Consider the following 23,278-nt stretch of genomic DNA (forward strand, 5'->3'; position numbering starts at 1 on the left):
CTCCACCCTTCCCTGGTCGACGACACCGCGCCTTCACACTCTAGTGGACGTCGCGGCGGACGCCGTCCGTCACGCCGCCGGGTCGGCGACCAGGGGGAACAGGTCGTCGATGGCGGCCAGGTCGTCGGCCGTGGGCGTCCAGGCTGCGGCGGCGGCCGCATTGGCGCGGATCTGGTCGGGCGTGGTGGCGCCGGCGATCACGCTGGTCAGCGCCGGCCGCGACAGCAGCCACCCGACCGTCGCCTCGAGCATGCTGATGTCGCGCTGGTCGCAGAAGGCCTGGAACGCCTCGAGCGCGTCCCACGGCGCATCCTCGTGCAGGTGGGGACGCTGCCGCATGATGCGACTGTCGGCCGGCCCGCCGGCGCGGGTGAACTTCCCCGTGAGCAGCCCGTTGTGCAGCGGGAAGTACGGCAGGAACCCGAGCCCGAATCGCTCGACCGCGGGCAGGACCTCCCGCTCGGCCGCGCGTCGCAGCAGGCTGTAGTGGTTCTGGGCGGAGATGAACGCGTTGACCCTCGCGGCCCGGGCCGTCAGCTCGGCCTCGGCGATCTGCCACCCGGCGAGGTTCGAGTGGCCGATGTAACGGATCTTGCCCTCGCGGACGAGGTCGTCCAGCACATCGAGCGTCTCGGGGATCGGTGTCCCCGGGTCGGGGGTGTGCAGCTGGTAGAGGTCGATCCAGTCCGTCTGCAGCCGGGTGAGTGAGGCCTCGACGGCGCGTCTCACGTAGCTGCGCGACCCGCGCGACCCTCCCGAGATCCCCACATCGACCGCGTGGTGTCCGAATTTCGTCGCCAGCACCACCCGATCGCGCCGGCCCCGCAGCGCCTCCCCCATCAGCGTCTCCGACAGGCCGGGTTCGCGCCCGTAGATGTCGGCGGTGTCCAGGAGGGTGACTCCGGCATCCAATGCCGCGTCGATGACCGCCGTGGTGCCCTCGAGGGTCTCGGTGACGGTACCGGCCCGGCCGAAGTTGTTGCAGCCGAGACCGACCGCACTCACGAGCAGGCCGGAGGATCCGAGGCGGCGCTGGGGAATCTGCATGTCTGCCACGTTACCCGGCGGGCCCCACCGGTTCGACGGGATCGAGGTCCTCCTCGATCGGCGCCTCGAACTGCGCGTTGTACAGCCGCCAGTAGGGCCCTCGCGCGGCCAGCAGGTCGTCGTGCGCGCCCTGCTCGACGATCGCGCCGTCCTCCATGACGAGGATGAGGTCGGCGTCGCGGATCGTGGAGAGGCGGTGGGCGATGACGAACGCGGTGCGGTCCTCCCGCAGCTTCGACATGGCCCGTTGGATCAGCAGCTCGGTGCGGGTGTCGACCGAGCTGGTCGCCTCGTCGAGGATGAGCAGGCGCGGGTCGGACAGGAAGGCCCGGGCGATGGTGACGAGCTGCCGTTCGCCGACGGACAGGTTGGTGGCCTCGTCGTCGAGAAGGGTGTCGTAACCGTCCGGGAGCGCGTGCACGAACCGATCGACGTAGGCGGCGGTGGCCGCCGCGACGATCTCGTCCTCGGTGGCGTCGGGCCGGCCGTAGGCGATGTTCTCGCGGATGGTGCCGGCGAACAGCCAGGTGTCCTGCAGCACCATGCCGGTGCGCGATCGCAGGTCGTCGCGGGTCATGCGGCGCGTGTCGAGCCCGCCCAGGGTGATGGCGCCCGCGTCGACGTCGTAGAAGCGCATGATGAGGTTGACCAGCGTCGTCTTGCCCGCGCCCGTGGGGCCGACGATGGCCACGGTGCTGCCCGGGCGGGCGTCGAGCGACAGTGCGTCGATGAGCGGCTTGTCGGGGCTGTAGCGGAACGAGACGCCGTCGAAGGTGAGATGGCCTTCGCCCGCGGGGACGGTCTCGGCCGGCTCGGGATCGGGTGTCTGCTCGTCCTCGTCGAGCAGCTCGAACACGCGCTCGGCGCTCGCGATGCCCGACTGCAGCAGGTTCGCCATGGAGCCGAGCTGGCTCAGCGGCTGGGTGAACTGGCGGGAGTACTGGATGAAGGCCTGCACGTCGCCGATGGACATGAGACCACCGGCCACCTGCAGTCCGCCGACCACGGCGATGGCGACATAGACGAGGTTCCCGATGAACATCATGGCGGGCATGATGATGCCCGACAGGAACTGGGCGCCGAAGCTCGCCCGGTACACCTCGTCGTTCTCGGCACGGAAGTCGGCCTCCGCCTCGGCCTGGTGTCCGAAGACCTTGACGACGGCGTGCCCCGAGAAGGTCTCCTCGACACGGGCGTTGAGGATGCCGGTGGCTTTCCACTGCGCGACGAACAGCTTCTGCGAACGTTTGGCGATCAGCACCGTGATCACGAGCGTGAGGGGAATCGTCACCAGCGCGATCACCGCCAGCAGCGGCGACAGGACGAACATCATGACGAGCACGCCGATGACCGTGAGCAGGGCCACCACCGCCTGCGACAGTGCCTGCTGCATCGTCTGGCCGATGTTGTCGACGTCGTTGGTCACGCGGCTGAGCAGCTCGCCGCGCTGCACCTTGTCGAAGTACGACAGCGGGAGGGCGTGCACCTTCTCCTCCACCTGCATGCGCAGGCGGTGCATGGCACGCTGGACGATGCCGTTGAGGATGCGGCCCTGCAGCCACCCGAAGAGACTCGCGAACACGTAGACGGCGACCACGGCGAGGATGATCGTGCTGAGCCGGGCGAAGTCGACGCCTGCTCCCGGCGTGAACTCCATCGCCGCGAGCATGTCGGCCTGCTGGGCGTTGCCCGAGGCGATGAGCTGGTCGATCACCTGCTGTCGGGTGGCACCCGCGGGCATCTGCAGCGAGATGAACCCGGCGAACACGACGTTGGTGGCCTCGCCGAGGATCTTGGGGCCGATGACGGTCAGCGCCACCGACAGCACGCCCAGTGCGAGCACGGCGACCAGCTGGGGCATGTCGGTGCGCAGCTCGCCGAGCAGGCGTTTTGCGCTCGCGCCGAAGTTCTGCGCCTTCTGGCCGGGCGCGACGCCGGCGGCGGGACCGTGACCGCTCATGCCGCTTCCTCCGCCGTGAGCTGCGATTCGACGATCTCGCGATAGGTGTCGTTGGTGGCGAGCAGGTCGTCGTGGGTGCCGCGGCCCACCATGCGGCCGTGGTCGAGCACGATGATCTGGTCGGCGTTCTGCACGGTCGACACGCGCTGTGCCACGACGATGCGGGTCGCCTCGGGCAGGTGGGTGTCGAGCGCGCGCCGCAGTGCGGCATCCGTGCGCAGGTCGAGGGCCGAGAACGAGTCGTCGAAGACGTACAGCTCGGGCTGCTTGACCAGGGCCCGGGCGATCGCGAGGCGCTGCCGCTGCCCGCCGGACAGGTTGGTGCCGCCCTGGGCGACCGGTGCATCCAGACCGCCGGGAAGCGCCGCGACGAATTCCGCGGCCTGGGCGAGCTCCAGGGCCCGCCACAGCTGCTCGTCGGTCGCGCCGGCGTCGCCGTAGCGGAGGTTGGATGCCACGGTGCCGGCGAACAGGAAGGCGCGTTGCGGGACGAGCCCGATGCGACGCCACAGGTCGTCGGGGTCGAGTCGGCGCACGTCCTCACCGTCGAGGGTCACAGCCCCGCCGGTGACGTCGAACAGCCGGGCGACCAGCCCCACCAGGGTGGTCTTGCCGGCCCCGGTGGAGCCGATCACGGCTGTGGTCGTGCCCGGTTCGACGGTGAAGTCGATGCCGCGGAGGACGGCGTCGTCGGCCCCGGGGTAGGCGAAGTCAACGTTCTGGAACTCGACGCGGCCGCGACCGGCGGGGGCGTCGACCGGGTCGAGCGGCGCCTGGACCGACGGCTCGGTCTGCAGCACCTCGCCGATGCGGCGCGCGCACACCGCCGCGCGCGGGATCATGACGAACATGAAGGTGGCCATCATGACGCCCATGAGGATCTGCATGAGGTAGTTGAGGAAGGCGAAGAGGGTTCCGATCTGGACGCCCTCGTTCTGCACCTGGAAGGCGCCGAACCAGATCACCGCGACGCTGGACACGTTCATGACGAGCATGACGGCGGGGAACATGAGCGCCATGAGGTTGCCGGCGCGCAGGGCCGTGTCCATGACGTCGCCGCTGGCCCGTTCGAACCGGGCCTGCTCGTGGTCTTCGCGTACGAAGGCACGCACGACGCGGATGCCGGTGAGCTGCTCGCGGATCACCTGGTTGACCCGGTCGATGCGCGCCTGCATCTGCGTGAAAGCGGGCACCATGCGCACGACGATCAGCCCGACGATGACGAGCAGCACCGGTACGGCGGCGACCATGAGCCAGGACAGTCCGGCATCCTGGCGGATCGCCATGATGATGCCGCCGATGGCCAGCATCGGCGCCGACACCATCACGGTCGCCGACATCTGCACGAGCATCTGCACCTGCTGGACGTCGTTGGTGTTGCGGGTGATGAGCGACGGCGCGCCGAACTGGCCGACCTCGCGCTGCGAGAACGCGACGACCCGGTGGAACAGCGCCGCGCGCAGGTCGCGCCCCATCGCCATGGCCAGCCGTGACCCGAAGTAGACGGCGACGATGGCGCAGACGACCTGCACGCCGCTGACGAGGAGCATGACCCCGCCGGTGCGCCAGATGAAGTCGATGTCGCCGACGACGACACCTTTGTCGATGATGTCGGCGTTGAGCGTCGGCAGCTGCAGCGAGGCGATGGACTGCGCCAGTTGGAAGACGATCACCGCGAGGATCAGCGGCCAGGCGGGACGCAGATAGCGCACGAGTAGTCGGCCGAGCACGAGGTTCCCTTTCCGGCGCGCAGACGCACCGCACGCGAGGATCGACGCTACGCCGGTCGCCGGCGCGGCTCAACTTGAGGGCGTGCGCTGTCAGCGAACCGATCAGGTCAACGATCTGAGCCTCAGACGACCAGCTCGAGCTCTCCGTCGGCGCCGGGGCGTAGCATCCACCCCGCCTCGTCGGCCCACCGTCGTAACGCGTCCGCGCGCTCGCAGCGGGGCCGGCTCAGTGCCAGGGCACGCACCAGCGCGCCCTTCGCGTGCTTGTTGAAGTGGTTGAGCGCACGCGTCGCGCCGTCGGGCCCCTCGGTGACCACGCGTACGTACGCACCGCGCTTTCGTTCGGGCACCGGTCCCAGTGCCGCATAGGCCTCCGAGCGCAGGTCGAGGACGAAGTGGCCCGGCTCCTCATCGAGTGCCGCGGTCACCGGCGCCGCCCACACCCGGCGCAGTGGCGGCAGGTCGGGCACCGATGTACCGGCGGCCAGCCGATACATCGGGATGCCGTCGAGGGCGCCGACGGGCCCGAACGGCGCCGAGTGGATGAGCACGTGGGCGCCCAGCCAGCGGCGGGCCGCCGCGGGCAGGGTCGCGGCGTCGAGCGCATCGAACAGGACGCCGGTGTACCGGTCGACGGCCGGCATGGTCGGCGCCGTGCGCAGGGCGGCGTTGTGGGGGATGTCGCCACGCTGCCGCTCCGACAGCTTCAGCACCCGCGCCGCACGCTCGGGATCGGCGCTGAGCGCGATGAGCGCATCGACCACGGTGTCGCGCTGGTCGTGCAGCGACGGCAGGGCGAGCCGATCGATGGCGAGCGGTGCGCCATCGCCGCCGGGTCGCTTGGTCTCGGAGGGCGGGAGAAGGATCAGCATGTGGTCTCCGCAGACGACGAACGCCGCCCGGACGGATCCGGACGGCGTCGTCGTGTGACGTCAGGAAGTGAGCGCGGCGTGCCCGGCCACGATGGTGAGCTCGTCGCCCTCCATTGACAGGAAACCCGAGTGCGCGTCCGCGATCACCTTGGTGCCATCGGTCTGCGTGATGCGGACCTGACCCTCGGCGAGGATCGCCAGGACCGGCTCGTGTCCGGTCATGAACCCGATCTCGCCCTCGACGGTCTTGGCGACGACGAGGCTGGCCTCACCGTTCCAGACTTCCGCCTCGGCGGAGACGAGCGTGACCGTCAGTGCCATGTCAGCCGTTCTCCTTCTGGATCTGCGCCCAGCGCTCTTCGACGTCGCTGATGCCACCGACGTTGAAGAAGGCCTGCTCGGCCACGTGGTCGAAGTCACCCTTGACGATCGCGTCGAACGACTCGATGGTCTCCTTGATCGGGACCGTGGAGCCCTCGACACCGGTGAACTTCTTCGCCATGTAGGTGTTCTGCGAGAGGAACTGCTGGATGCGGCGGGCGCGGGCCACGACGACCTTGTCCTCTTCGGAGAGCTCGTCGACACCGAGGATCGCGATGATCTCCTGCAGCTCCTTGTTCTTCTGCAGGATCTGCTTCACGGCGGTGGCCACGCGGTAGTGGTCCTCACCGATGTAGCGCGGGTCGAGGATGCGGCTGGTCGAGGTCAGCGGGTCGACGGCGGGGTACAGACCCTTCGACGCGATCTCACGGCTCAGCTCGGTCGTCGCGTCCAGGTGGGCGAACGTCGTGGCCGGAGCCGGGTCGGTGTAGTCGTCGGCGGGCACGTAGATCGCCTGCAGCGAGGTGATCGAGTGACCGCGGGTCGAGGTGATGCGCTCCTGGAGCACACCCATCTCGTCGGCGAGGTTGGGCTGGTAGCCCACGGCCGAGGGCATGCGGCCCAGCAGCGTGGACACCTCGGAACCGGCCTGCGTGAAGCGGAAGATGTTGTCGATGAACAACAGCACGTCCTGCTTCTGCACGTCGCGGAAGTACTCGGCCATGGTCAAAGCCGACAGCGCGACGCGCAGACGCGTCCCCGGCGGCTCGTCCATCTGACCGAAGACGAGGGCGGTCTTGTCGAAGACGCCGGCCTCTTCCATCTCGTGGATCAGGTCGTTGCCCTCACGGGTGCGCTCGCCGACACCGGCGAACACCGACACACCACCGTGGTCCTGCGCGACGCGCTGGATCATCTCCTGGATGAGGACGGTCTTGCCGACGCCGGCACCGCCGAACAGACCGATCTTGCCACCCTGCACGTACGGGGTCAGCAGGTCGATGACCTTGATGCCGGTCTCGAACATCTGGGTCTTCGACTCGAGCTGGTCGAAGTTCGGCGCCTGGCGGTGGATGCCCCAGCGCTCGGTGACCTCGATCGTCTCGCCCGGCGCGGCGTTGAGGACGTCACCGGTGACGTTGAACACGCGACCCTTGGTGACGTCGCCGACCGGCACCGTGATGGGGCCGCCCGTGTCGCGCACCTCCTGGCCGCGGACCATGCCGTCGGTGGGCTTGAGGGAGATGGCACGGACGAGGTCGTCACCCAGGTGCTGGGCGACCTCGAGCGTGATCTCGGTGGACTCGTCGCCGATCGTGATCGTCGTCTTGAGCGCGTTGTAGATGTCGGGAATCGAGTCGTGCGGGAACTCGATGTCGACGACCGGGCCGGTGACGCGCGCGACGCGACCGACGACCGTGGTTTCGGCCTTCTCGGCTGTGGCAGTCATTCTCTGTCTCTTTCGGTGTGGTCTTACTTGCCCGACGCCAGAGCGTCGGCGCCGCCGACGATCTCGGCGATCTGCTGAGTGATCTCGGCCTGGCGCGCGTTGTTGCGCAGGCGGGTGTAGTCGGTGATGAGCTTGTCGGCGTTGTCGCTGGCGGACTTCATCGCCTTCTGCGTGGCCGCGTGCTTGGCCGCCGACGACTGCAGGAGCGCGTTGAACACGCGGCTCTGCACGTACACCGGCAGCAGCGCGTCCAGCACGACTTCGGCGCTCGGCTCGAACTCGTACAGCGGGTACACACTGGTCGTGGCGACCTCGGCCTCGTCGGCTTCGACGACCTCGAGCGGAAGCAGGCGCACCGTCTCGGGCGTCTGCGTCATCATGCTCACGAAGCGGTTGTAGACGAGGTGGATCTCGTCGACACCGGTCGGGTCCTCGCCCGTGCGGTCGTAGGCGTCCAGCAGGGCGCCGGCGATCTGCTCGGCCGTGTTGAAGTGCGGGGTGTCGGTGTCGCCCACCCACTCACCGGCCGCGCTGATGCGGCGGAACTGGAAGAAGCCCACCGCCTTGCGCCCGACGAGGTAGTACGCGACCTCCTTGCCCTGCGACCGGAGCAGCTCGCCCAACTGCAGCCCCTCACGGAGGATCTGCGAGTTGAACGCGCCGGCCAGACCACGGTCGGAGGCGAAGATCACCACGGCGGAGCGTCGGATGACCTCACGCTCCTGCGTGAGCGGGTGGACGGTGTTCGAGTGCGTCGCGACGGCGGAGACGGCGCGCGTCACGGCCCGCGCGAAGGGGGACGAGGCGCGCACGCGCCCCATCGCCTTCTGGATGCGCGAAGCCGCGATGAGCTCCATCGCCTTCGTGATCTTCTTCGTGGTCTGCGCAGAGGCGATCTTCTGCTTGTAGACCCGGAGTTGTGCGCCCATGGATTCTTCTCCTCAGACGCTCAGCCGCGGCGGCCCTTGACGATCTTCTCCTGGTTCACGTCTTCTTCGTGAGCTGCGGCGACCTCTTCGTGACCCGGCTTGTTGATGGCCTGGCCCTTGCCGCCCTGGAACTCCAGGATGAACGCGTCGGTGACCTTCTCGAGCTCGGCGACGGTGTCGTCGTCGAGCACGTTCGAGTCGCGGAGACGGTCGAGGATCGTCGTGTTGCGCTTCAGGTAGTCGAGCAGGTCGCGCTCGAAGCGCAGCACGTCCTCGACCTCGATCGTGTCGAGCTTGCCGTTGGTGCCGGCCCAGATCGAGACGACCTGCTCCTCCACCGGGTACGGCGAGTACTGGGGCTGCTTGAGCAGCTCGGTCAGGCGCGCACCGCGCTCGAGCTGACGGCGCGAAGCCGCGTCGAGGTCGGAGGCGAACATCGCGAACGCCTCGAGCGAGCGGTACTGGGCCAGCTCGAGCTTGAGCGTGCCGGAGACCTTCTTGATCGACTTGACCTGAGCGTCACCGCCCACGCGCGAGACCGAGATACCCACGTCGACGGCGGGGCGCTGGTTCGCGTTGAACAGGTCGGACTGCAGGAAGATCTGACCGTCGGTGATCGAGATGACGTTGGTCGGGATGTAGGCCGAGACGTCGTTGGCCTTCGTCTCGATGATCGGCAGACCCGTCATCGACCCGGCGCCGAGCTCGTCCGACAGCTTCGCGCACCGCTCGAGCAGACGCGAGTGCAGGTAGAACACGTCACCCGGGTAGGCCTCACGCCCCGGCGGGCGGCGCAGCAGCAGCGACACGGCACGGTAGGCCTCGGCCTGCTTGGACAGGTCGTCGAAGATGATGAGCACGTGCTTGCCGCCGTACATCCAGTGCTGGCCGATCGCCGAGCCGGTGTACGGAGCGAGGTACTTGAAGCCGGCGGGGTCGGATGCCGGAGCGGCGACGATGGTGGTGTACTCCATGGCGCCGGCTTCCTCGAGCGCGCCCTTCACCGAAGCGATGGTCGAGCCCTTCTGGCCGATCGCGACGTAGATGCAGCGGACCTGCTTGTTGACGTCGCCGGACTCCCAGTTGTCCTTCTGGTTGATGATCGTGTCGATCGCCAGCGCGGTCTTGCCGGTCTGGCGGTCACCGATGATCAGCTGACGCTGGCCACGGCCGACGGGGATCATCGCGTCGATCGCCTTGACACCGGTCTGCATGGGCTCGTGCACGCTCTTGCGCTGCATGACGCCCGGCGCCTGCAGCTCCAGCGCGCGACGACCCTCGGTGGCGATATCGCCCAGGCCGTCGATCGGGTTGCCGAGCGGGTCGACGACGCGGCCGAGGTAGCCGTCGCCGACGGCGACGGAGAGGACCTCACCGGTGCGCGTGACCTTCTGGCCCGCCTCGATGCCGGAGAAGTCACCGAGCACGACGACGCCGATCTCGTCCTCGTCGAGGTTCAGCGCGAGACCCTCGACGCCGTTCTCGAACCGCACGAGCTCGTTCGCCATCACGCCGGGCAGTCCCTCGACGTGGGCGATGCCGTCTGCGGCGTCCACGACGGTGCCGACCTCAGTCGCGGCCGCGGCCGTCGGCTCGTACGCGGCGACGAAGTCTTTCAGCGCGTCACGGATGACGTCGGGGCTGATGGACAGTTCTGCCATGGTTTTCCTTCTATGTCTGTCGGAGGGCGCCTGCCCTGCCGTGTCCGCTCCCGGTGGAGCGGGAAGTTCTAGCCGGCCAGCCGCTGACGCAGGTCGCCGAGTCGGGATGAGACGGTGGCGTCGATCACATCGTCGCCGATCTCCACACGCACACCGCCGACGACCGCGGGGTCGATGACGATGTTGAGCGCCACGTCGGTGCCGTAGCGCTGACCGAGCACGGTGCGCAGGCGGGAGACCTGGGCGTCGCTGAGGTCACGGGCGGCGTGCACGATCGCGACCGTGCGGCCACGCTGAGCGGCCACCAGGTTGAGCGCGCGGGTCAGCAGCGCACGCACGCGGCGGTCCCGCGGCCGCTGCACCAGCGACGACACGATGAGCGTCGTCGCCTCGCTGGCCCGGCCCGACAGGATCGACTCGATGAGTCCGCCCTTCGCGTCGGCGTCGCCGAGTCGGCTGCCCAGGGCCAGCTCGAGCTCGGGGCTGCCGGCCACGGCGCGTGCCACCTCGAACAGCTCCGCGTCGATGTCGACCTCCGGCGAGGCGACCGCGGCGGCCCGGATCGCGAGCTCTTCGACACCGCTGATGAGGTCGTCCGTGGACGACCAGCGCTGCGCGGCGACGGTGCTCAGCAGCGACACGGTGACGTCGCGTGCACCGGCAAACACGTCGGCGACGACCTTCGTGCGCGCCTCGGCGGGCGCGACGGCGGCGGAGAGCGCACCGCTCAGCTGCGGCGTGTCACCCAGGGCACGGGCCGCAGCGAACAGCTCGCGGGCGACGTCGAGGTCGATGCCGCTCGCGGCGTCCAACGCCGCGGTCGAAGCCGCGAGCGCCTGAGTGGTCGCGCTGCCCATTACTTCGCCGCCTTCTCGGAGGCCTCGAGGTCGGCCAGGAAGCGGTCGACCACGGCCTGTGCCTTCGCGTCGTCGGAGAGCGTCTCACCGATGACCCCACCGGCCAGGTCGAGGGCCAGCGTGCCGACCTCGCTGCGCAGCGAGACGAGTGCGGTCTGGCGCTCGGCTTCGATCTGCGTGTGCGCGGCGGCGGTGAGGCGGGCGGCCTCGCTCGCGGCGGCTTCCTTGGCCTCGGCGACGATCTTCTTGCCGTCCTCACGGGCGGCGTCACGGATCTCCCCGGCCTCCTTGCGCGCTTCGGCCAGCTGCGAGGTGTACTCCTCGAGCGCGGCCTCGGCCTTGCGCTGAGCCTCATCGGCCTTGGCGATGTTCCCCTCGATGGCGGCGGCCCGCGCGTCGAGCAGGTCCTTCATCTTCGGAAGGGCGACCTTCCAGAAGACGAACAGGATGACCACGAAGCACACAGCCGACCAGATGATGTCGTACCACGCGGGGATGAGCGGGTTGTGCTCCGCCTCCGCCTCCGCGGCGTACGCGACAAGAGCGTTGAGCATCCTGTCTCCTTACGTCAGGTGTGCGGGATCAGAAGCCGAAGATGAAGGCGGTGGCGATGCCGATGAAGGCGAGCGCCTCGGTGAAGGCGATACCGATCCACATCAGCACCTGCAGGCGGCCGGCCAGCTCGGGCTGACGGGCGACGCCCTCGATCGTCTTTCCGACGACGATGCCCACGCCGATGGCCGGGCCGATGGCGGCCAGGCCGTAGCCGAGGGTCGCGAGCGAGCCGGTCACGTCGAGGTTGACAGCGGCCAGAACCGTAGTTGCGTCCACGGGGTGTTTTCCTTTCGGTTGGGTGGGAGGGCTTGAGCCCGCCCGCTCAGTGCTCTTCTGCCACCGCGAGCTGGATGTAGACCGCGGTGAGGATGGTGAAGACGTAGGCCTGGAGGGCGGCCACCAGGATCTCGAAGACCGTGAAGGCGAGGCCGAAGGCGAGCGATCCCGCCGCCAGCGCCGACCACCAGCCGCCCAGGTCGATGAGGAAGAAGTGCGTGGCCGCGAAGAACAGGACCAGCATGAGGTGTCCGACCATCATGTTCATGAGAAGTCGGAGCGTCAGCGTGACGGGGCGCACCAGGAAGGTCGAGATGAACTCGAGCGGCGTCACGATGATGTACAGGAACGGCGGCACGCCCGAGGGGAACAGCGAGTTCTTCACGAACCCCTTGGGGCTCTTCTTCAGGCCCGCGTAGATGAAGGTGACATAGCTGACCACGGCCAGCAGCAGCGGGACGGCGATGATGCTCGTGCCGGCGATGTTCAGGAACGGGATGATGCCGGTCAGGTTCATGAACAGCACCATGAACATGATCGTGGTCAGGATCGGCAGGAAGCGCTGCCCGTCCTTCTTGCCCAGCAGGTCTTCGGCGATGTTGATGCGCACGAAGTCCAGCCCCATCTCGACGATGCTCTGGAAGCGTCCCGGAACGACCGTCATGCGGCGCGTGCCGAGCCAGAAGATCAGGACGACGGCGGCCGTCGCCAGGAACTGGATGAGGTGGATCCGGTTGATGACCAGATCGCCGATCTGGAAGACGGCCTCCGGGAAGAACTCATCAACGGACGGACCATGGAACTCGGGTCCGCTTTCAGCGGTCTTGGCGATCAGGGTCGCAGCTTCAGTAAACAGCGCTGGCTCCAGCTTCGGGGCATCGGTGTGGACCGAGGCAACGATGGTCGGTGAGCGTGATTGCACCAGCGCTCAGCGGCGAACGCGAGCGGGCACGGGGATCAGCCTATCAGGACTCCGGACCGCTAATTACCTCCGGACCGGCCTCATCGTCGGTCGGATCGTCGATGTCGGCCGCGGTGGGCAGGGTGGTGTCGCTGACATGTGGCACCCGCATGCGCAGCATGACCGTCACGTCGATGGCGAGCGCGGCCACGACGCCGGCGATCAGGGCGATCACGAACACGGTCGGATGCAGCCACTCCTGCCCGCGCAGGACGAACAGGGCGACCAGGAACAGGACGAACTTCAGCAGCCATCCGCCCATCACGGCACCGAAGAAGATCGGCACGAACAACGGGTCGCCGTACCAGCGGTTCGCGACGAGGATCGTCACCCCGGTCAGCGACAGGAACACGGCCGCCAGCACGATCGCGATCAGGGCGCTCCACAGTCCCGGCATCCCCGCGACCGCATATCCGATGACCGCGCCGGCGATCGCGAGCACCGCGGTCACCCCCGCGGACCACAGCAGGGTGGTGCGCAGGATGCGGTTGCTGGAGAGGCTCTGGCTGCTCATGAGGGCTGTTCCTGTTCGAGAGGGGTGGATGCCGCGGCCCGCGGGGGCCACGAGGGGGTGAGGGTCACGATGAGGCAGGCGACGACACCGACGCCGAGATAGGCGACGCCGGGCCAGTAGCCCCACGGCCAGTCAGCGGTCGTCCCGATGTACATCAACAGGACGGCCAGGCTCACGATCGTCGTCCACGCGTAGAAGATGACCACGGCGGCGCGGTCGGAGTGCCCCATGTCGAGCATGCGGTGGTGCAGGTGCTTGCGGTCGGGGCTGAACGGCGACTTGCCGCGCGACATCCGCCGCACGACGGCCATCCCGAAGTCCATGAGTGGCAGCAGCACCACCACCAGCGGCAGCAGGATCGGGATGAAGGCACCCAGCAACTGCGAGCGTCCGAACACGTCGTTGTCACCGAGCAGGCCGGGGTCGAGCTGTCCGGTGAACGCGATCGCCGACACGGCCATGAGCAGGCCCAGCATCAGCGCGCCGGAGTCCCCCATGAACAGCCGCGCGGGGCTCCAGTTCAGCGGCAGGAAGCCGATGCACACCCCCACCAGGACGATCGCGATGAACGACGCGAGGCTCGAGTAGCTGTCGATGCCGGTGTCGCGGGCCACGAGGTAGGTGTAGACGAAGAAGATGCCGTTGGCGATGAGGGCCACCCCGGCGACGAGTCCGTCGAGGCCGTCGATGAAGTTGACGGCGTTCATGACGATGACGATGGCGAACACCGACAGCATGAAGCTCTGCCAGCTCGACAGGAGCAGCTGACCGCCCAGCGGGATGACGAACAGCTGCACACCGCCGAAGCCGACGACGATGCCGGCTGCGAGGAACTGCACACCCAGCTTGATCAGCCAGTCGAGGTCCCACAGGTCGTCGGCGACGCCGACGAGGACGATGAGCACGGTGGCCGCGTAGATCGCCCACATCACCTGGGGCTTCTGCCAGATGATGTCGAAGTACGGCACCTGCGACGACAGCGCGAACATCCCGGTGAAGCCCAGGAACATGCCCACGCCCCCCAGGCGGGGCTTGGGCGTCTTGTGCACGTCGCGCTCGCGGATGCCGGGATACAGCTTGTAGCGCATGCTCACCCGCCACACGACCCACGTGAGTGCGAGAGTGAGCGCACCGGTCAGGATGACCGTGAAGATGTAGTGCTTCACGTGTCGCCGCCGGGGTCGGGATCCGCCTCCAGCAGGTCACCGAGCACCCCGCGCAACGCGGCACGATCGACCGCACCCTCGCGGAGCACCCGCACCTCGCGTGCGGAATCGCCGACCAGACCGGTCGCGTCGATGATGGTCGAGGCCACACCGGTGCTGACCGGTCCCCCGTCGAGATACACCGCGACGTCGTCGCGGAGCATGTCGACCGCTTCGTGCACCGCGGTGGCCGCGGGCCGACCGGTGAGGTTGGCGCTGGACACCGCCAGCGGCCCGCACTCCTCCAGCAGCTCCAGCGCGATCCGCTCGGCCGGCATCCGCACCGCGACGGTGCCTGCGGTGTCGCCGAGGTCCCAGGACAGTGACGGCTGGGCAGGCAGGACGATCGTCAGGCCGCCGGGCCAGAACGCGTCGATGAGCCTCTCGATGGGCTCGGGCACCTCGGCCACGAGGGCGCGCATGGTCGCGACCCCGGCCACGAGCACCGGCGGCGGCGACTGGCGGCCGCGCCCCTTCGCCTCCAGCAGCCGGGTGACCGCGCTGGCGTTGAACGCGTCGGCGGCCACGCCGTAGACGGTGTCGGTGGGCACCACCACGAGCTCACCCCGGCCGATGGCCTGCCGTGCGGCCCGCATGGCGGGAAGCAGCTGGTCGGCATCGCAGCAGTCGAAGACGGGAGACATATCCGCAACATTCTACGGTCGGGTCGCTGAGGAACCTGCGCGGGGGCGCTGCGCGATTCCGGTCAGGGGCGGATCGCGGTGGTGGCGCGGTCGCGCAGCGTCAGGTCGGGGTGGGTGGCCGTCGCCCGCCAGCCGTCGGCGGACAACAGCTCGCGGATCGGCGCGCCCTGCCACTCCCCGTGTTCGATCACGAGCGTGCCACCGGAGTGCAGCAGCCGCAGCGCCACCTGCGACAGCGTGCGGACCACATCGAGCCCGTCGGCTCCGCCGTACAGCGCGGCGGGCGGATCCCAGTACCGTACCTCCGGATCGCGCGGGATGGCGTCGTCGGGCACGTAGGGCGGGTTGGATGCCACGACCGACACCGTCCCGTCGAGCTCGGCGAACGCGTCGGCGAGGTCGATGAACGCGAGACGCGCGTTGCCCGCCCCCACCCGGGCGAAGTTCTCCTTAGCCCACACGAACGCGTCGACCGAGTTCTCGGCAGCATGCACCTGCGCGTGCGGCACCTCGGTGGCCATCGCCAGGGCGATCGCCCCCGACCCGGTGCCGAGGTCGACGGCGATCGGCGTCGGGGTCGGCGTCGCGCGCAGCGCATCGATCGCGAGCTGGGCGACCGTCTCGGTCTCGGGGCGCGGCACGAACACCCCCGGCCCCACGCGCAGCTCCAGGTGGCGGAACGCGGCGTGCCCGGTGATGTGCTGCAGCGGTTCGCGCGCGGCGCGGCGGGCGACGAGGTCGCGCACCTGCTGCACCTCGGCCTCCCCCACCGTGTCGCCACGGAGCGCGGCGGCGGCGAGCTGTCCGCGGCCGATGCCTCGCACATGGGCGATCAGCAGCTCGGCGTCGGCGTCCGGTGAGGGCACGCCGGCGGCGGTCAGGGTGGCGGTGGTCTCACGCAGGAGCGCTGCCAGCGGCTGCGGATGGTCGAGGGAGGTCATGAGCGCGCACCAGCCTAGCCGTGAAGATCCGTCATATTCGCCGGTGCCCGCCGGCGCACGCGTACGCTGGTGCGAACAGCTTTGCCCCGCGGGAGTGGCCTCCATGCCGCTCGCGCAGACCCGATCCGCACGAAAGGCCCGCCCATGCCCGGCATCCACTCTGACATCACGAGCACGTTCGGCAACACCCCGCTGGTCCGCCTCAACCGCCTCTCCGACGGGCTGCCGGGCACCGTGATCGCCAAGCTCGAGTACTTCAACCCGGGGTCGAGTGTGAAGGACCGCATCGGGGTCGCGATCGTGGACGCCGCCGAAGAGGCCGGGGCGTTGAGCGCCGGCGGCACCATCGTCGAGGGTACGAGCGGCAACACCGGCATCGCCCTGGCCCTCGTCGGCGCCGCCCGCGGCTACAAGGTCATCCTGACGATGCCGTCGTCGATGTCGATCGAGCGTCGCCAGCTGCTGAAGCGGTTCGGCGCCGAGATCGTGCTCACCGACCCGGCCGAGGGCATGAAGGGCGCCGTCGCGAAGGCGAAAGAGCTGGTCGAGGCCACGCCCGGCGCCATCCTCGCGCGCCAGTTCGAGAACGCGGCCAACGCCGCCATCCACCGCAAGACCACCGGTGAGGAGATCTGGCGCGACACCGACGGCGCCGTCGACGTGTTCGTCGCCGGCATCGGCACCGGCGGTACGATCACCGGCGCCGGCAACCTGCTCAAGGAGCGCAAGCCCGACGTGAAGGTCGTCGCCGTGGAGCCGACCGCCTCGCCGCTGCTGTCACAGGGCACCGCGGGCCCGGCGAAGATCCAGGGCATCGGGCCGAACTTCGTGCCGCCGATCCTGGACACCACCGTCTACGACGAGGTCGTCACCGTCGAGTTCGACGACGCGATCGAGACCTCGCGGGGCCTCGCCGCCCAGGAGGGCATCCTCGCGGGCATCTCGGCCGGAGCCGCGGTCTGGGCGGCCCTGCAGATCGCCGCGCGCCCCGAGAGCGAGGGCAAGAACATCGTGGTGATCGTCCCCGACACCGGGGAGCGCTACCTGTCCACCGCCCTGTTCGAGGACCTCCGCGAGGACTGACCGGCGGGTGCGCCCGCCGTCCGGCCGTCGCTCGAGCTCCGTCCCCGGCCTGGGGCCGGCGCGAGCCGACGGCCGAACGGCGCCGATAGGCTGGATCCATGACCCGACTCGGCATCATCCCGCGGCTGCGCGAAGACGTCGCCGCGGCGAAGCTGCGTGACCCCGCAGCACGCAGCGGCGTGGAGGTCGCCGTGCTGTACTCCGGACTGCACGCGATCTGGTCGTATCGCCTCGCCCACGCATTGTGGGTGCGGGGCCTCCGCTTCCCCGCGCGGGCGATCTCCCAGGTCACCCGCTGGCTGACCGGCATCGAGATCCACCCCGGCGCCACCATCGGCCGGCGGTTCTTCATCGACCACGGCATGGGCGTCGTCATCGGCGAGACCGCCGAGATCGGCGACGACGTGATGCTCTACCACGGCGTGACGCTCGGCGGCCGCACCCGCGACGGCGGCAAGCGGCATCCCACCCTCGGCGACGGCGTCGCCGTGGGCACCGGCGCGAAGATCCTCGGGCCCATCACCATCGGCGCCGGGTCGGTCGTCGGGGCGAACGCGGTCGTGACCCGGGACGCCCCGCCGGACTCCGTGCTGGTCGGGATCCCCGCCAAGCCGCGCCGTCGCGCCGAGGGTCAGGACACCCGCGCCCTGCTCACCGCACCCGAGTACTACATCTGACCGCGTTCACTCCTCTCGCGAGACGCCTACATTCGTCCGAGCCGCCCAGATCCGGACGGTCCACACGTGGGCGGCTCGCACAGGGGTAGGCGGCTCGGCGGCGACCCGCGACACGCCGAGCGGCACCGAAATCTCCTGCAAGACGAACCGTACCGAGCCGAACCGTACGGCACGTCCAGCTGACGACCGCCGGGGTTAGGACTCGGCGCCGACGGCGGCCAGGCGGGCCTCTTCGTCGGCCGCGATCGCAGACTCGATGAGCGGATCGAGGGCACCGTCCATGACCTGGTCGAGGTTGTAGGCCTTGTAGCCGGTGCGGTGGTCGGCGATGCGGTTCTCGGGAAAGTTGTACGTGCGGATCCGCTCCGACCGGTCCATGCCGCGGATCTGCGACCGGCGGGCGTCGGAGGCGGCGGCGTCACGCTCCTCCTGCTGCTTGGCCAGCAGGCGTGCCCGCAGCACGCGCATGCCGGCCTCCCGGTTCTGCAGCTGCGACTTCTCGTTCTGCATCGACACGACGATGCCCGTGGGCAGGTGGGTGATGCGCACGGCCGAGTCGGTCGTGTTCACGGACTGGCCGCCGGGTCCGGACGAGCGGTAGACGTCGATCTTGAGGTCGTTCGGGTTGATCTCGACCTCGTCGGGCTCGTCGACCTCGGGGAACACCAGCACGCCGGTCGTCGACGTGTGGATGCGGCCCTGCGACTCGGTCGCCGGCACCCGCTGCACGCGGTGCACACCGCCCTCGTACTTCAGGTGCGCCCACACGCCCTGCGCCGGATCGCTCGAGGAGCCCTTGATCGCCACCTGCACGTCCTTGTAGCCGCCCAGGTCGGATTCGTTGCGCTCGAGCAGCTCGGTCTTCCACCCCTTGGATGCGGCGTACTGCAGGTACATCCGCAGCAGGTCGGCGGCGAACAGCGCCGACTCGGCACCGCCCTCCCCCGCCTTGATCTCCATGATCACGTCCCGGGCGTCGTCCGGGTCGCGCGGGATGAGCAGGCGCCGCAGCTTCTCCTGCGCCTCGGCGAGGCCGGCTTCGAGCGCGGGGATCTCCTCGGCGAACGCCTCGTCCTCCCGGGCCAGCTCACGCGCGGCGTCCAGATCATCGGATGCCGCGAGCCACGCCTCGTGGGCCGCGACGATCTTCGAGAGTTCGGCGTAGCGCCGGTTCACGCGCTTGGCGCGCGCGGCGTCCGCGTGCACAGCCGGGTCGGAGAGCTCCTCCTGCACCGCCTTGTGCTCCGCGATCAGCCCCTGGACCGACTCGAACACCGTCGCCGCCTCAGCGGATGTTGTTCTCGTGCCCGTGGCTGTGACCGCCGCCGTGACCGTCACGGGTGGGCGCGGGCATCGACTTCTGCATCTGCACGAGGAACTCGACGTTCGACTGCGTCTCCTTGAGCTTACCGAGCACGACCTCGAGGGCCTGCTGCGGGTCGAGCCCGGCCAGGGCGCGACGCAGCTTCCAGGTGATCTTGACCTCGTCGGGCGACAGCAGCATCTCCTCGCGACGGGTGGACGACGCGTTGACGTCGACGGCCGGGAAGATGCGCTTGTCGGCCAGCTGGCGGTTCAGGCGCAGCTCGCTGTTGCCGGTGCCCTTGAACTCCTCGAAGATGACCTCGTCCATCTTGGAGCCGGTCTCCACCAGGGCGGTGGCCAGGATCGTGAGCGAGCCGCCGTTCTCGATGTTGCGCGCCGCGCCGAAGAACCGCTTGGGCGGGTACAGCGCCGACGCGTCGACGCCGCCGGTGAGCACACGACCGCTGGTGGGCGCGGAGATGTTGTAGGCGCGGCCCAGACGCGTGATCGAGTCGAGCAGCACGACGACGTCGCGGCCGAGCTCCACGAGACGCTTGGCGCGCTCGATGGCGAGTTCGGCGACCGTCGTGTGGTCTTCGGCGGGGCGGTCGAAGGTCGAAGCGATGACCTCGCCCTTGACGGTGCGCTGCATGTCGGTGACCTCTTCGGGCCGTTCGTCGACCAGCACCACCATGAGGTGGACCTCGGGGTTGTTGATCGCGATCGCGTTGGCGATCTGCTGCAGCACGATGGTCTTGCCGGCCTTGGGCGGGGCGACGATCAGGCCGCGCTGGCCCTTGCCGATGGGGGCGACCAGGTCGATGATGCGCTGGGTGAGCTTCTCGGGCGCCGTCTCCAGGCGCAGGCGCTCCTGCGGGTACAGCGGGGTCAGCGCGCCGAACTCGACGCGGCCGGCGGCGTCGTCCACCGACAGGCCGTTGATCGAGTCGACCTTGACGAGCGCGTTGTACTTCTGGCGACTGGACTGCTCGCCCTCGCGCGGCTGCTTGATGGCGCCGACGACCGCGTCACCCTTGCGCAGGTTGTACTTCTTCACCTGGCCGAGCGAGACGTAGACGTCGCTGGTGCCGGGCAGGTACCCCGTCGTGCGCACGAACGCGTAGTTGTCGAGGACGTCGAGGATGCCGGCGATCGGGATCAGGACGTCGTCCTCGCCGATCTCGGGCTCGAACTCGTCGCCGCCGGTGCCGCGCCGCTTGTTGCGCTGGCGGTTGCGGCCCTGGTTGCCGCCGTTGCCGCCGTCGCTGTCGTCGGACGACTTGTCGTCGCCCTGACCGTCCTTCTGGCCATTGCGGTTGCGGTTGCGGTTGCGGCTCCGGCTGCGGCTGCGACCGGTGCCCTCGTCGCCGTCGTCCGAGGTGTCGGCGTCGGTGCTCTTGTCGTCGCTGCCGCCCTTGTCGTCGGCGCCGGCGGCGTCGGTGCTCTTGTCTTCGGTGCCCTGGTCGGCACCGCCCTTGCCCGCACCGCCCTTGCCGGCGCCGGCCTTGCCCGCGCCGTCGGTGTCATCCTTGGTCGCGGCATCGGTGGCGGCCTCGGCCGAGGCGGCCTTGTCAGCGCCCTTGTCCGCGTCGCCGGCGTCGGCGGCCTTGTCGGTCTCGCCGGTCGCAGCGGTCTTCGTCGCGGCACGGCGGCCGCGGGGGGCGCGCGCCGGCTTCTCGGCAGCCGGCTTGTCGTCGGCGGCCTTGTCGTCGACCGACGTCTCGTCCGCCGAGGTCTCGGCGGCCGGCTTGTCGGCAGCGGCAGCCTGGTCGGCGTTCTTGTCCGCGGCGGCCGCGTCGGCGGCGGGCTTCTCATCCGTGGATGCCGGGGCGGCGGCCTGCTCGGCGGCCTCCGGAGCCGCGGCGGCGACGTCTTCGCTCTTCGCACGGCGCGGTGCACGCTTGCGCGGCGCGCGCGCCGGCTTGTCCGCGGCGGTCGCGTCGGCGGCGGGCGCGTCGGCGGCCGGTGCCGTTTCGGCGGCGGGCTGTGTGCCCGCGGCATCCTGAGCCGGCGCGGACGCCGTGTCGGTGCCCGGCTGCGCGGCGACGTCGGCGGCGGCGGTGGCATCGGTGTTCTGAACCTCGGAGATGGACTCCACGAGTACTCCCTTGTCAAGCGGTGGAAAGTTGATGAATCGCATGCGGACCGGTCCACGACAGGTGCCGACCGTCCCACGCGCACAGCCCACGGGTGAGGTACGTGCGACAGCGGGGGGTTATGCGATGGTTCGCAGATCTGCGACGGAGGTCAGATTCACGAGTAGCCCGTGGAACCCTCCGTATAGTCCTTCACTGTACCACCCCGCACATCGACGGCGAGCATCAGCGCCTCCCACGGGGTGTCGGTGACACGGGCCGCCAGCTCAGCCGCGGCCAGGCGTCGACCGGGCCCGTCGGCCAGCACGAGGACACTCGGACCGGCCCCGGACACCACGGCGGCGAACCCCTCGGCGCGCAGCGCCTGCACGAGCTTGTCGGTCTCCGGCATCGCCTGCGCGCGGTACGACTGGTGCAGTTTGTCCTCCGTCGCCGCCATGAGCAGTTCGGGGCTCTGCGTGAGCGCGGCGATCAGCAGCGCCGAGCGGGACACGTTGAACACGGCGTCCTCACGCGTCACCTGCAGCGGCGCCAGCTCACGCGCCGCAGACGTGGACATCGTGAAACCGGGCACGAACACCAGCGGCGAGACGCCCCGGTGCACCAGCAGCTTCTTGTGCCGCGGACCGTCCGGCTCCATCCACGCGATCGTGAGGCCGCCGAACAGCGCCGGCGCGACGTTGTCGGGGTGCCCTTCCAGCTCGGTCGCCAGCCGCAGCAGCGTCGACGGGCCCAGCTCGACGTCACCGGCGAGCAGCCCCTTGGCCGCCAGCAGCCCGGCGACCACCGCCGCCCCCGACGAGCCCATGCCCCGGCCGTGCGGAATGGTGTTGTGCGCGGTCAGGTGGATGCCGGGCATCTGCCGACCGCAGGACTCGTACGCGTAGGCGATCGCCCGCACGACCAGGTGCGAGGCGTCCGTGGGCACATCGGCGGCGCCTTCGCCGGTCACCGTGATCTCGACCCGCTGTTCGGGCAGGGTCGCGACGGTGAGCTCGTCGTAGACGCTGAGTGCGAGCCCGAGCGTGTCGAACCCCGGTCCGAGGTTGGCGCTCGTGGCAGGCACCCGCACCGCGACGGCGCGACCGGGCGCCGGCACCGCTGCCGCGGTCATGCGGGGGCTGCCGCCAGGTCGAGCACCGAGGCCACCTCGCTCGTGGTCGCGTCGACGACGATCGGCTCCACCTGCGAGCCGTCGGCGTTGCGCAGCGCCCACTGCGGGTCCTTGAGTCCGTGACCGGTGACCGTGAGCACGACCTTCGCGCCGGCGGGGATCACACCCGCCTCGGCACGATCGAGCAGGCCCGCGACGCTGATGGCCGACGCCGGCTCGACGAACACGCCGACCGTGCCGGCCAGCAGCTTCTGCGCCGCGAGGATGCGCTCGTCGTCGATGGCGCCGAACCACCCCTCGGTCGCGTCACGCGCTTCCAAGGCGAGCTCCCACGAGGCCGGGTTGCCGATGCGGATGGCGCTGGCGACCGTCTCGGGGTTCTTGACGACCTCGCCGCGCACCAGGGGCGCCGAGCCCTCGGCCTGGAAGCCGAACATGCGCGGCACCCGGGTGGCGGCGCCGCGGGCGGCCTCTTCCCGGTAGCCGCGCGCATAGGCGGTGTAGTTGCCGGCGTTGCCGACGGGGATGAAGTGGAAGTCGGGCGCGTCGCCCAGCTGCGCGACGACCTCGTAGGCGGCGGTCTTCTGTCCCTCGATGCGGTCGGGGTTGACCGAGTTGACCAGGTGCACCGGGTAGTTGTCGGCCAGTTCCCGGGCGATCTCGAGGCAGTCGTCGAAGTTACCGCGGATCTGGATGAGCGTGCCCCCGTGCGCGACGGCCTGGCTGAGCTTGCCCATCGCGATCTTGCCTTCGGGCACCAGCACCGCGGCGGTGATGCCCGCGTGCGCGGCGTAGGCGGCCGCCGAGGCGGACGTGTTGCCGGTCGAGGCGCAGATGACCGCTTTGGCGCCGTGCTCGACGGCGCGCGAGAGCGCCACCGTCATGCCGCGGTCCTTGAACGAACCGGTCGGGTTCATGCCCTCGAACTTCACGTACACGTCGGCGCCGGTGATCTTCGACAGCGACGGCGCCGGGATCAGCGGCGTGCCCCCTTCGCCGAGCGTCACGATCGTCGAGGTGTCGGTCACCCCGAGCCGGTCGGCGAACTCCCGCAGGACTCCCTGCCACACATGTGCCATC

22 protein-coding genes are annotated in these 23,278 nt (G+C 69.6%); 2 read left to right on the top strand and 20 right to left on the bottom strand.

What is annotated here, in order from left to right; genetic code table 11:
- Positions 1–69: 69 nt before the first annotated feature.
- The 16 genes from ACQ143_RS12040 to prmC all read right to left on the bottom strand — a co-directional run bounded on the left by ACQ143_RS12040 (position 70) and on the right by prmC (position 15,923).
- Positions 70–1,047, bottom strand: a complete 978-nt coding sequence (locus ACQ143_RS12040) for an aldo/keto reductase (protein WP_449570940.1) — start codon at positions 1,045–1,047, stop codon at positions 70–72.
- 10 nt (positions 1,048–1,057) lie between these two features.
- Complete coding sequence (locus ACQ143_RS12045) at positions 1,058–3,007, bottom strand: ABC transporter ATP-binding protein (protein ID WP_449570941.1); 1,950 nt, start codon at positions 3,005–3,007, stop codon at positions 1,058–1,060.
- A complete protein-coding gene (locus tag ACQ143_RS12050) occupies positions 3,004–4,737 on the bottom strand; it encodes an ABC transporter ATP-binding protein (protein ID WP_449570942.1) in 1,734 nt (577 codons plus the stop codon). Before ACQ143_RS12050 ends, ACQ143_RS12045 begins: the two co-directional genes overlap by 4 nt.
- 122 nt (positions 4,738–4,859) lie before the next feature.
- Positions 4,860–5,609 (bottom strand): YaaA family protein, encoded by a 750-nt coding sequence (locus ACQ143_RS12055; RefSeq protein WP_449570943.1) that lies wholly within the window; start codon positions 5,607–5,609, stop codon positions 4,860–4,862.
- Positions 5,610–5,669: 60 nt separating this feature from the next.
- Complete coding sequence (locus ACQ143_RS12060) at positions 5,670–5,930, bottom strand: F0F1 ATP synthase subunit epsilon (protein ID WP_449570944.1); 261 nt, start codon at positions 5,928–5,930, stop codon at positions 5,670–5,672.
- 1 nt (position 5,931) lies between these two features.
- Positions 5,932–7,380 (bottom strand): F0F1 ATP synthase subunit beta, encoded by a 1,449-nt coding sequence (gene atpD, locus ACQ143_RS12065; protein WP_449570945.1) that lies wholly within the window; start codon positions 7,378–7,380, stop codon positions 5,932–5,934.
- A gap of 23 nt (positions 7,381–7,403) precedes the next feature.
- A complete protein-coding gene (locus tag ACQ143_RS12070) occupies positions 7,404–8,309 on the bottom strand; it encodes a F0F1 ATP synthase subunit gamma (RefSeq protein ID WP_449570946.1) in 906 nt (301 codons plus the stop codon).
- A 20-nt stretch (positions 8,310–8,329) separates the two neighbouring features.
- Positions 8,330–9,970: a F0F1 ATP synthase subunit alpha gene (gene atpA, locus ACQ143_RS12075; protein WP_449570947.1), complete on the bottom strand. Its 1,641-nt coding sequence runs from the start codon at positions 9,968–9,970 to the stop codon at positions 8,330–8,332.
- A gap of 68 nt (positions 9,971–10,038) precedes the next feature.
- On the bottom strand, positions 10,039–10,827 hold the full coding sequence (locus ACQ143_RS12080) for a F0F1 ATP synthase subunit delta (RefSeq protein WP_449570948.1): 789 nt from the start codon (positions 10,825–10,827) through the stop codon (positions 10,039–10,041).
- A complete protein-coding gene (locus tag ACQ143_RS12085) occupies positions 10,827–11,381 on the bottom strand; it encodes a F0F1 ATP synthase subunit B (protein ID WP_449570949.1) in 555 nt (184 codons plus the stop codon). Before ACQ143_RS12085 ends, ACQ143_RS12080 begins: the two co-directional genes overlap by 1 nt.
- 28 nt (positions 11,382–11,409) lie before the next feature.
- Positions 11,410–11,658 (bottom strand): ATP synthase F0 subunit C, encoded by a 249-nt coding sequence (atpE, locus tag ACQ143_RS12090; protein WP_449570950.1) that lies wholly within the window; start codon positions 11,656–11,658, stop codon positions 11,410–11,412.
- Positions 11,659–11,704: 46 nt separating this feature from the next.
- Positions 11,705–12,514 carry a F0F1 ATP synthase subunit A gene (atpB, locus tag ACQ143_RS12095; protein WP_449571115.1) on the bottom strand — a complete coding sequence of 270 codons (810 nt, stop codon included), beginning with the start codon at positions 12,512–12,514 and terminating at the stop codon, positions 11,705–11,707.
- Between the two features lie 109 nt (positions 12,515–12,623).
- A complete protein-coding gene (locus tag ACQ143_RS12100) occupies positions 12,624–13,133 on the bottom strand; it encodes a hypothetical protein (RefSeq protein ID WP_449570951.1) in 510 nt (169 codons plus the stop codon).
- The gene (locus ACQ143_RS12105; RefSeq protein ID WP_449570952.1) at positions 13,130–14,299 is read right to left on the bottom strand and encodes an MraY family glycosyltransferase; all 1,170 of its coding nucleotides are present in this window, start codon (positions 14,297–14,299) and stop codon (positions 13,130–13,132) included. Before ACQ143_RS12105 ends, ACQ143_RS12100 begins: the two co-directional genes overlap by 4 nt.
- Complete coding sequence (locus tag ACQ143_RS12110) at positions 14,296–14,982, bottom strand: L-threonylcarbamoyladenylate synthase (protein WP_449570953.1); 687 nt, start codon at positions 14,980–14,982, stop codon at positions 14,296–14,298. Before ACQ143_RS12110 ends, ACQ143_RS12105 begins: the two co-directional genes overlap by 4 nt.
- Before the next feature lie 62 nt (positions 14,983–15,044).
- Entirely contained in the window at positions 15,045–15,923 is an 879-nt protein-coding gene (prmC, locus tag ACQ143_RS12115) for a peptide chain release factor N(5)-glutamine methyltransferase (protein WP_449570954.1), read from the bottom strand.
- Positions 15,924–16,067: 144 nt separating this feature from the next.
- Between prmC and cysK the strand changes: the two genes are divergently transcribed.
- Complete coding sequence (gene cysK, locus ACQ143_RS12120; RefSeq protein ID WP_449570955.1) at positions 16,068–17,006, top strand: cysteine synthase A; 939 nt, start codon at positions 16,068–16,070, stop codon at positions 17,004–17,006.
- A gap of 98 nt (positions 17,007–17,104) precedes the next feature.
- Positions 17,105–17,683: a serine O-acetyltransferase EpsC gene (gene epsC, locus ACQ143_RS12125; protein WP_449570956.1), complete on the top strand. Its 579-nt coding sequence runs from the start codon at positions 17,105–17,107 to the stop codon at positions 17,681–17,683.
- Positions 17,684–17,878: 195 nt separating this feature from the next.
- Here the strand turns inward: epsC and prfA are convergent, their stop codons facing one another.
- The 4 genes from prfA to thrC form a co-directional block, all read right to left on the bottom strand.
- A complete protein-coding gene (gene prfA, locus ACQ143_RS12130) occupies positions 17,879–18,958 on the bottom strand; it encodes a peptide chain release factor 1 (RefSeq protein ID WP_449570957.1) in 1,080 nt (359 codons plus the stop codon).
- Between the two features lie 10 nt (positions 18,959–18,968).
- On the bottom strand, positions 18,969–21,128 hold the full coding sequence (gene rho, locus ACQ143_RS12135) for a transcription termination factor Rho (RefSeq protein ID WP_449570958.1): 2,160 nt from the start codon (positions 21,126–21,128) through the stop codon (positions 18,969–18,971).
- 113 nt (positions 21,129–21,241) lie between these two features.
- A complete protein-coding gene (gene thrB, locus ACQ143_RS12140) occupies positions 21,242–22,198 on the bottom strand; it encodes a homoserine kinase (RefSeq protein WP_449570959.1) in 957 nt (318 codons plus the stop codon).
- Positions 22,195–23,277, bottom strand: a complete 1,083-nt coding sequence (thrC, locus tag ACQ143_RS12145; RefSeq protein WP_449570960.1) for a threonine synthase — start codon at positions 23,275–23,277, stop codon at positions 22,195–22,197. Before thrC ends, thrB begins: the two co-directional genes overlap by 4 nt.
- Position 23,278: the final 1 nt, after the last annotated feature.

The sequence above is a fragment of the Microbacterium pollutisoli genome (assembly GCF_053586795.1).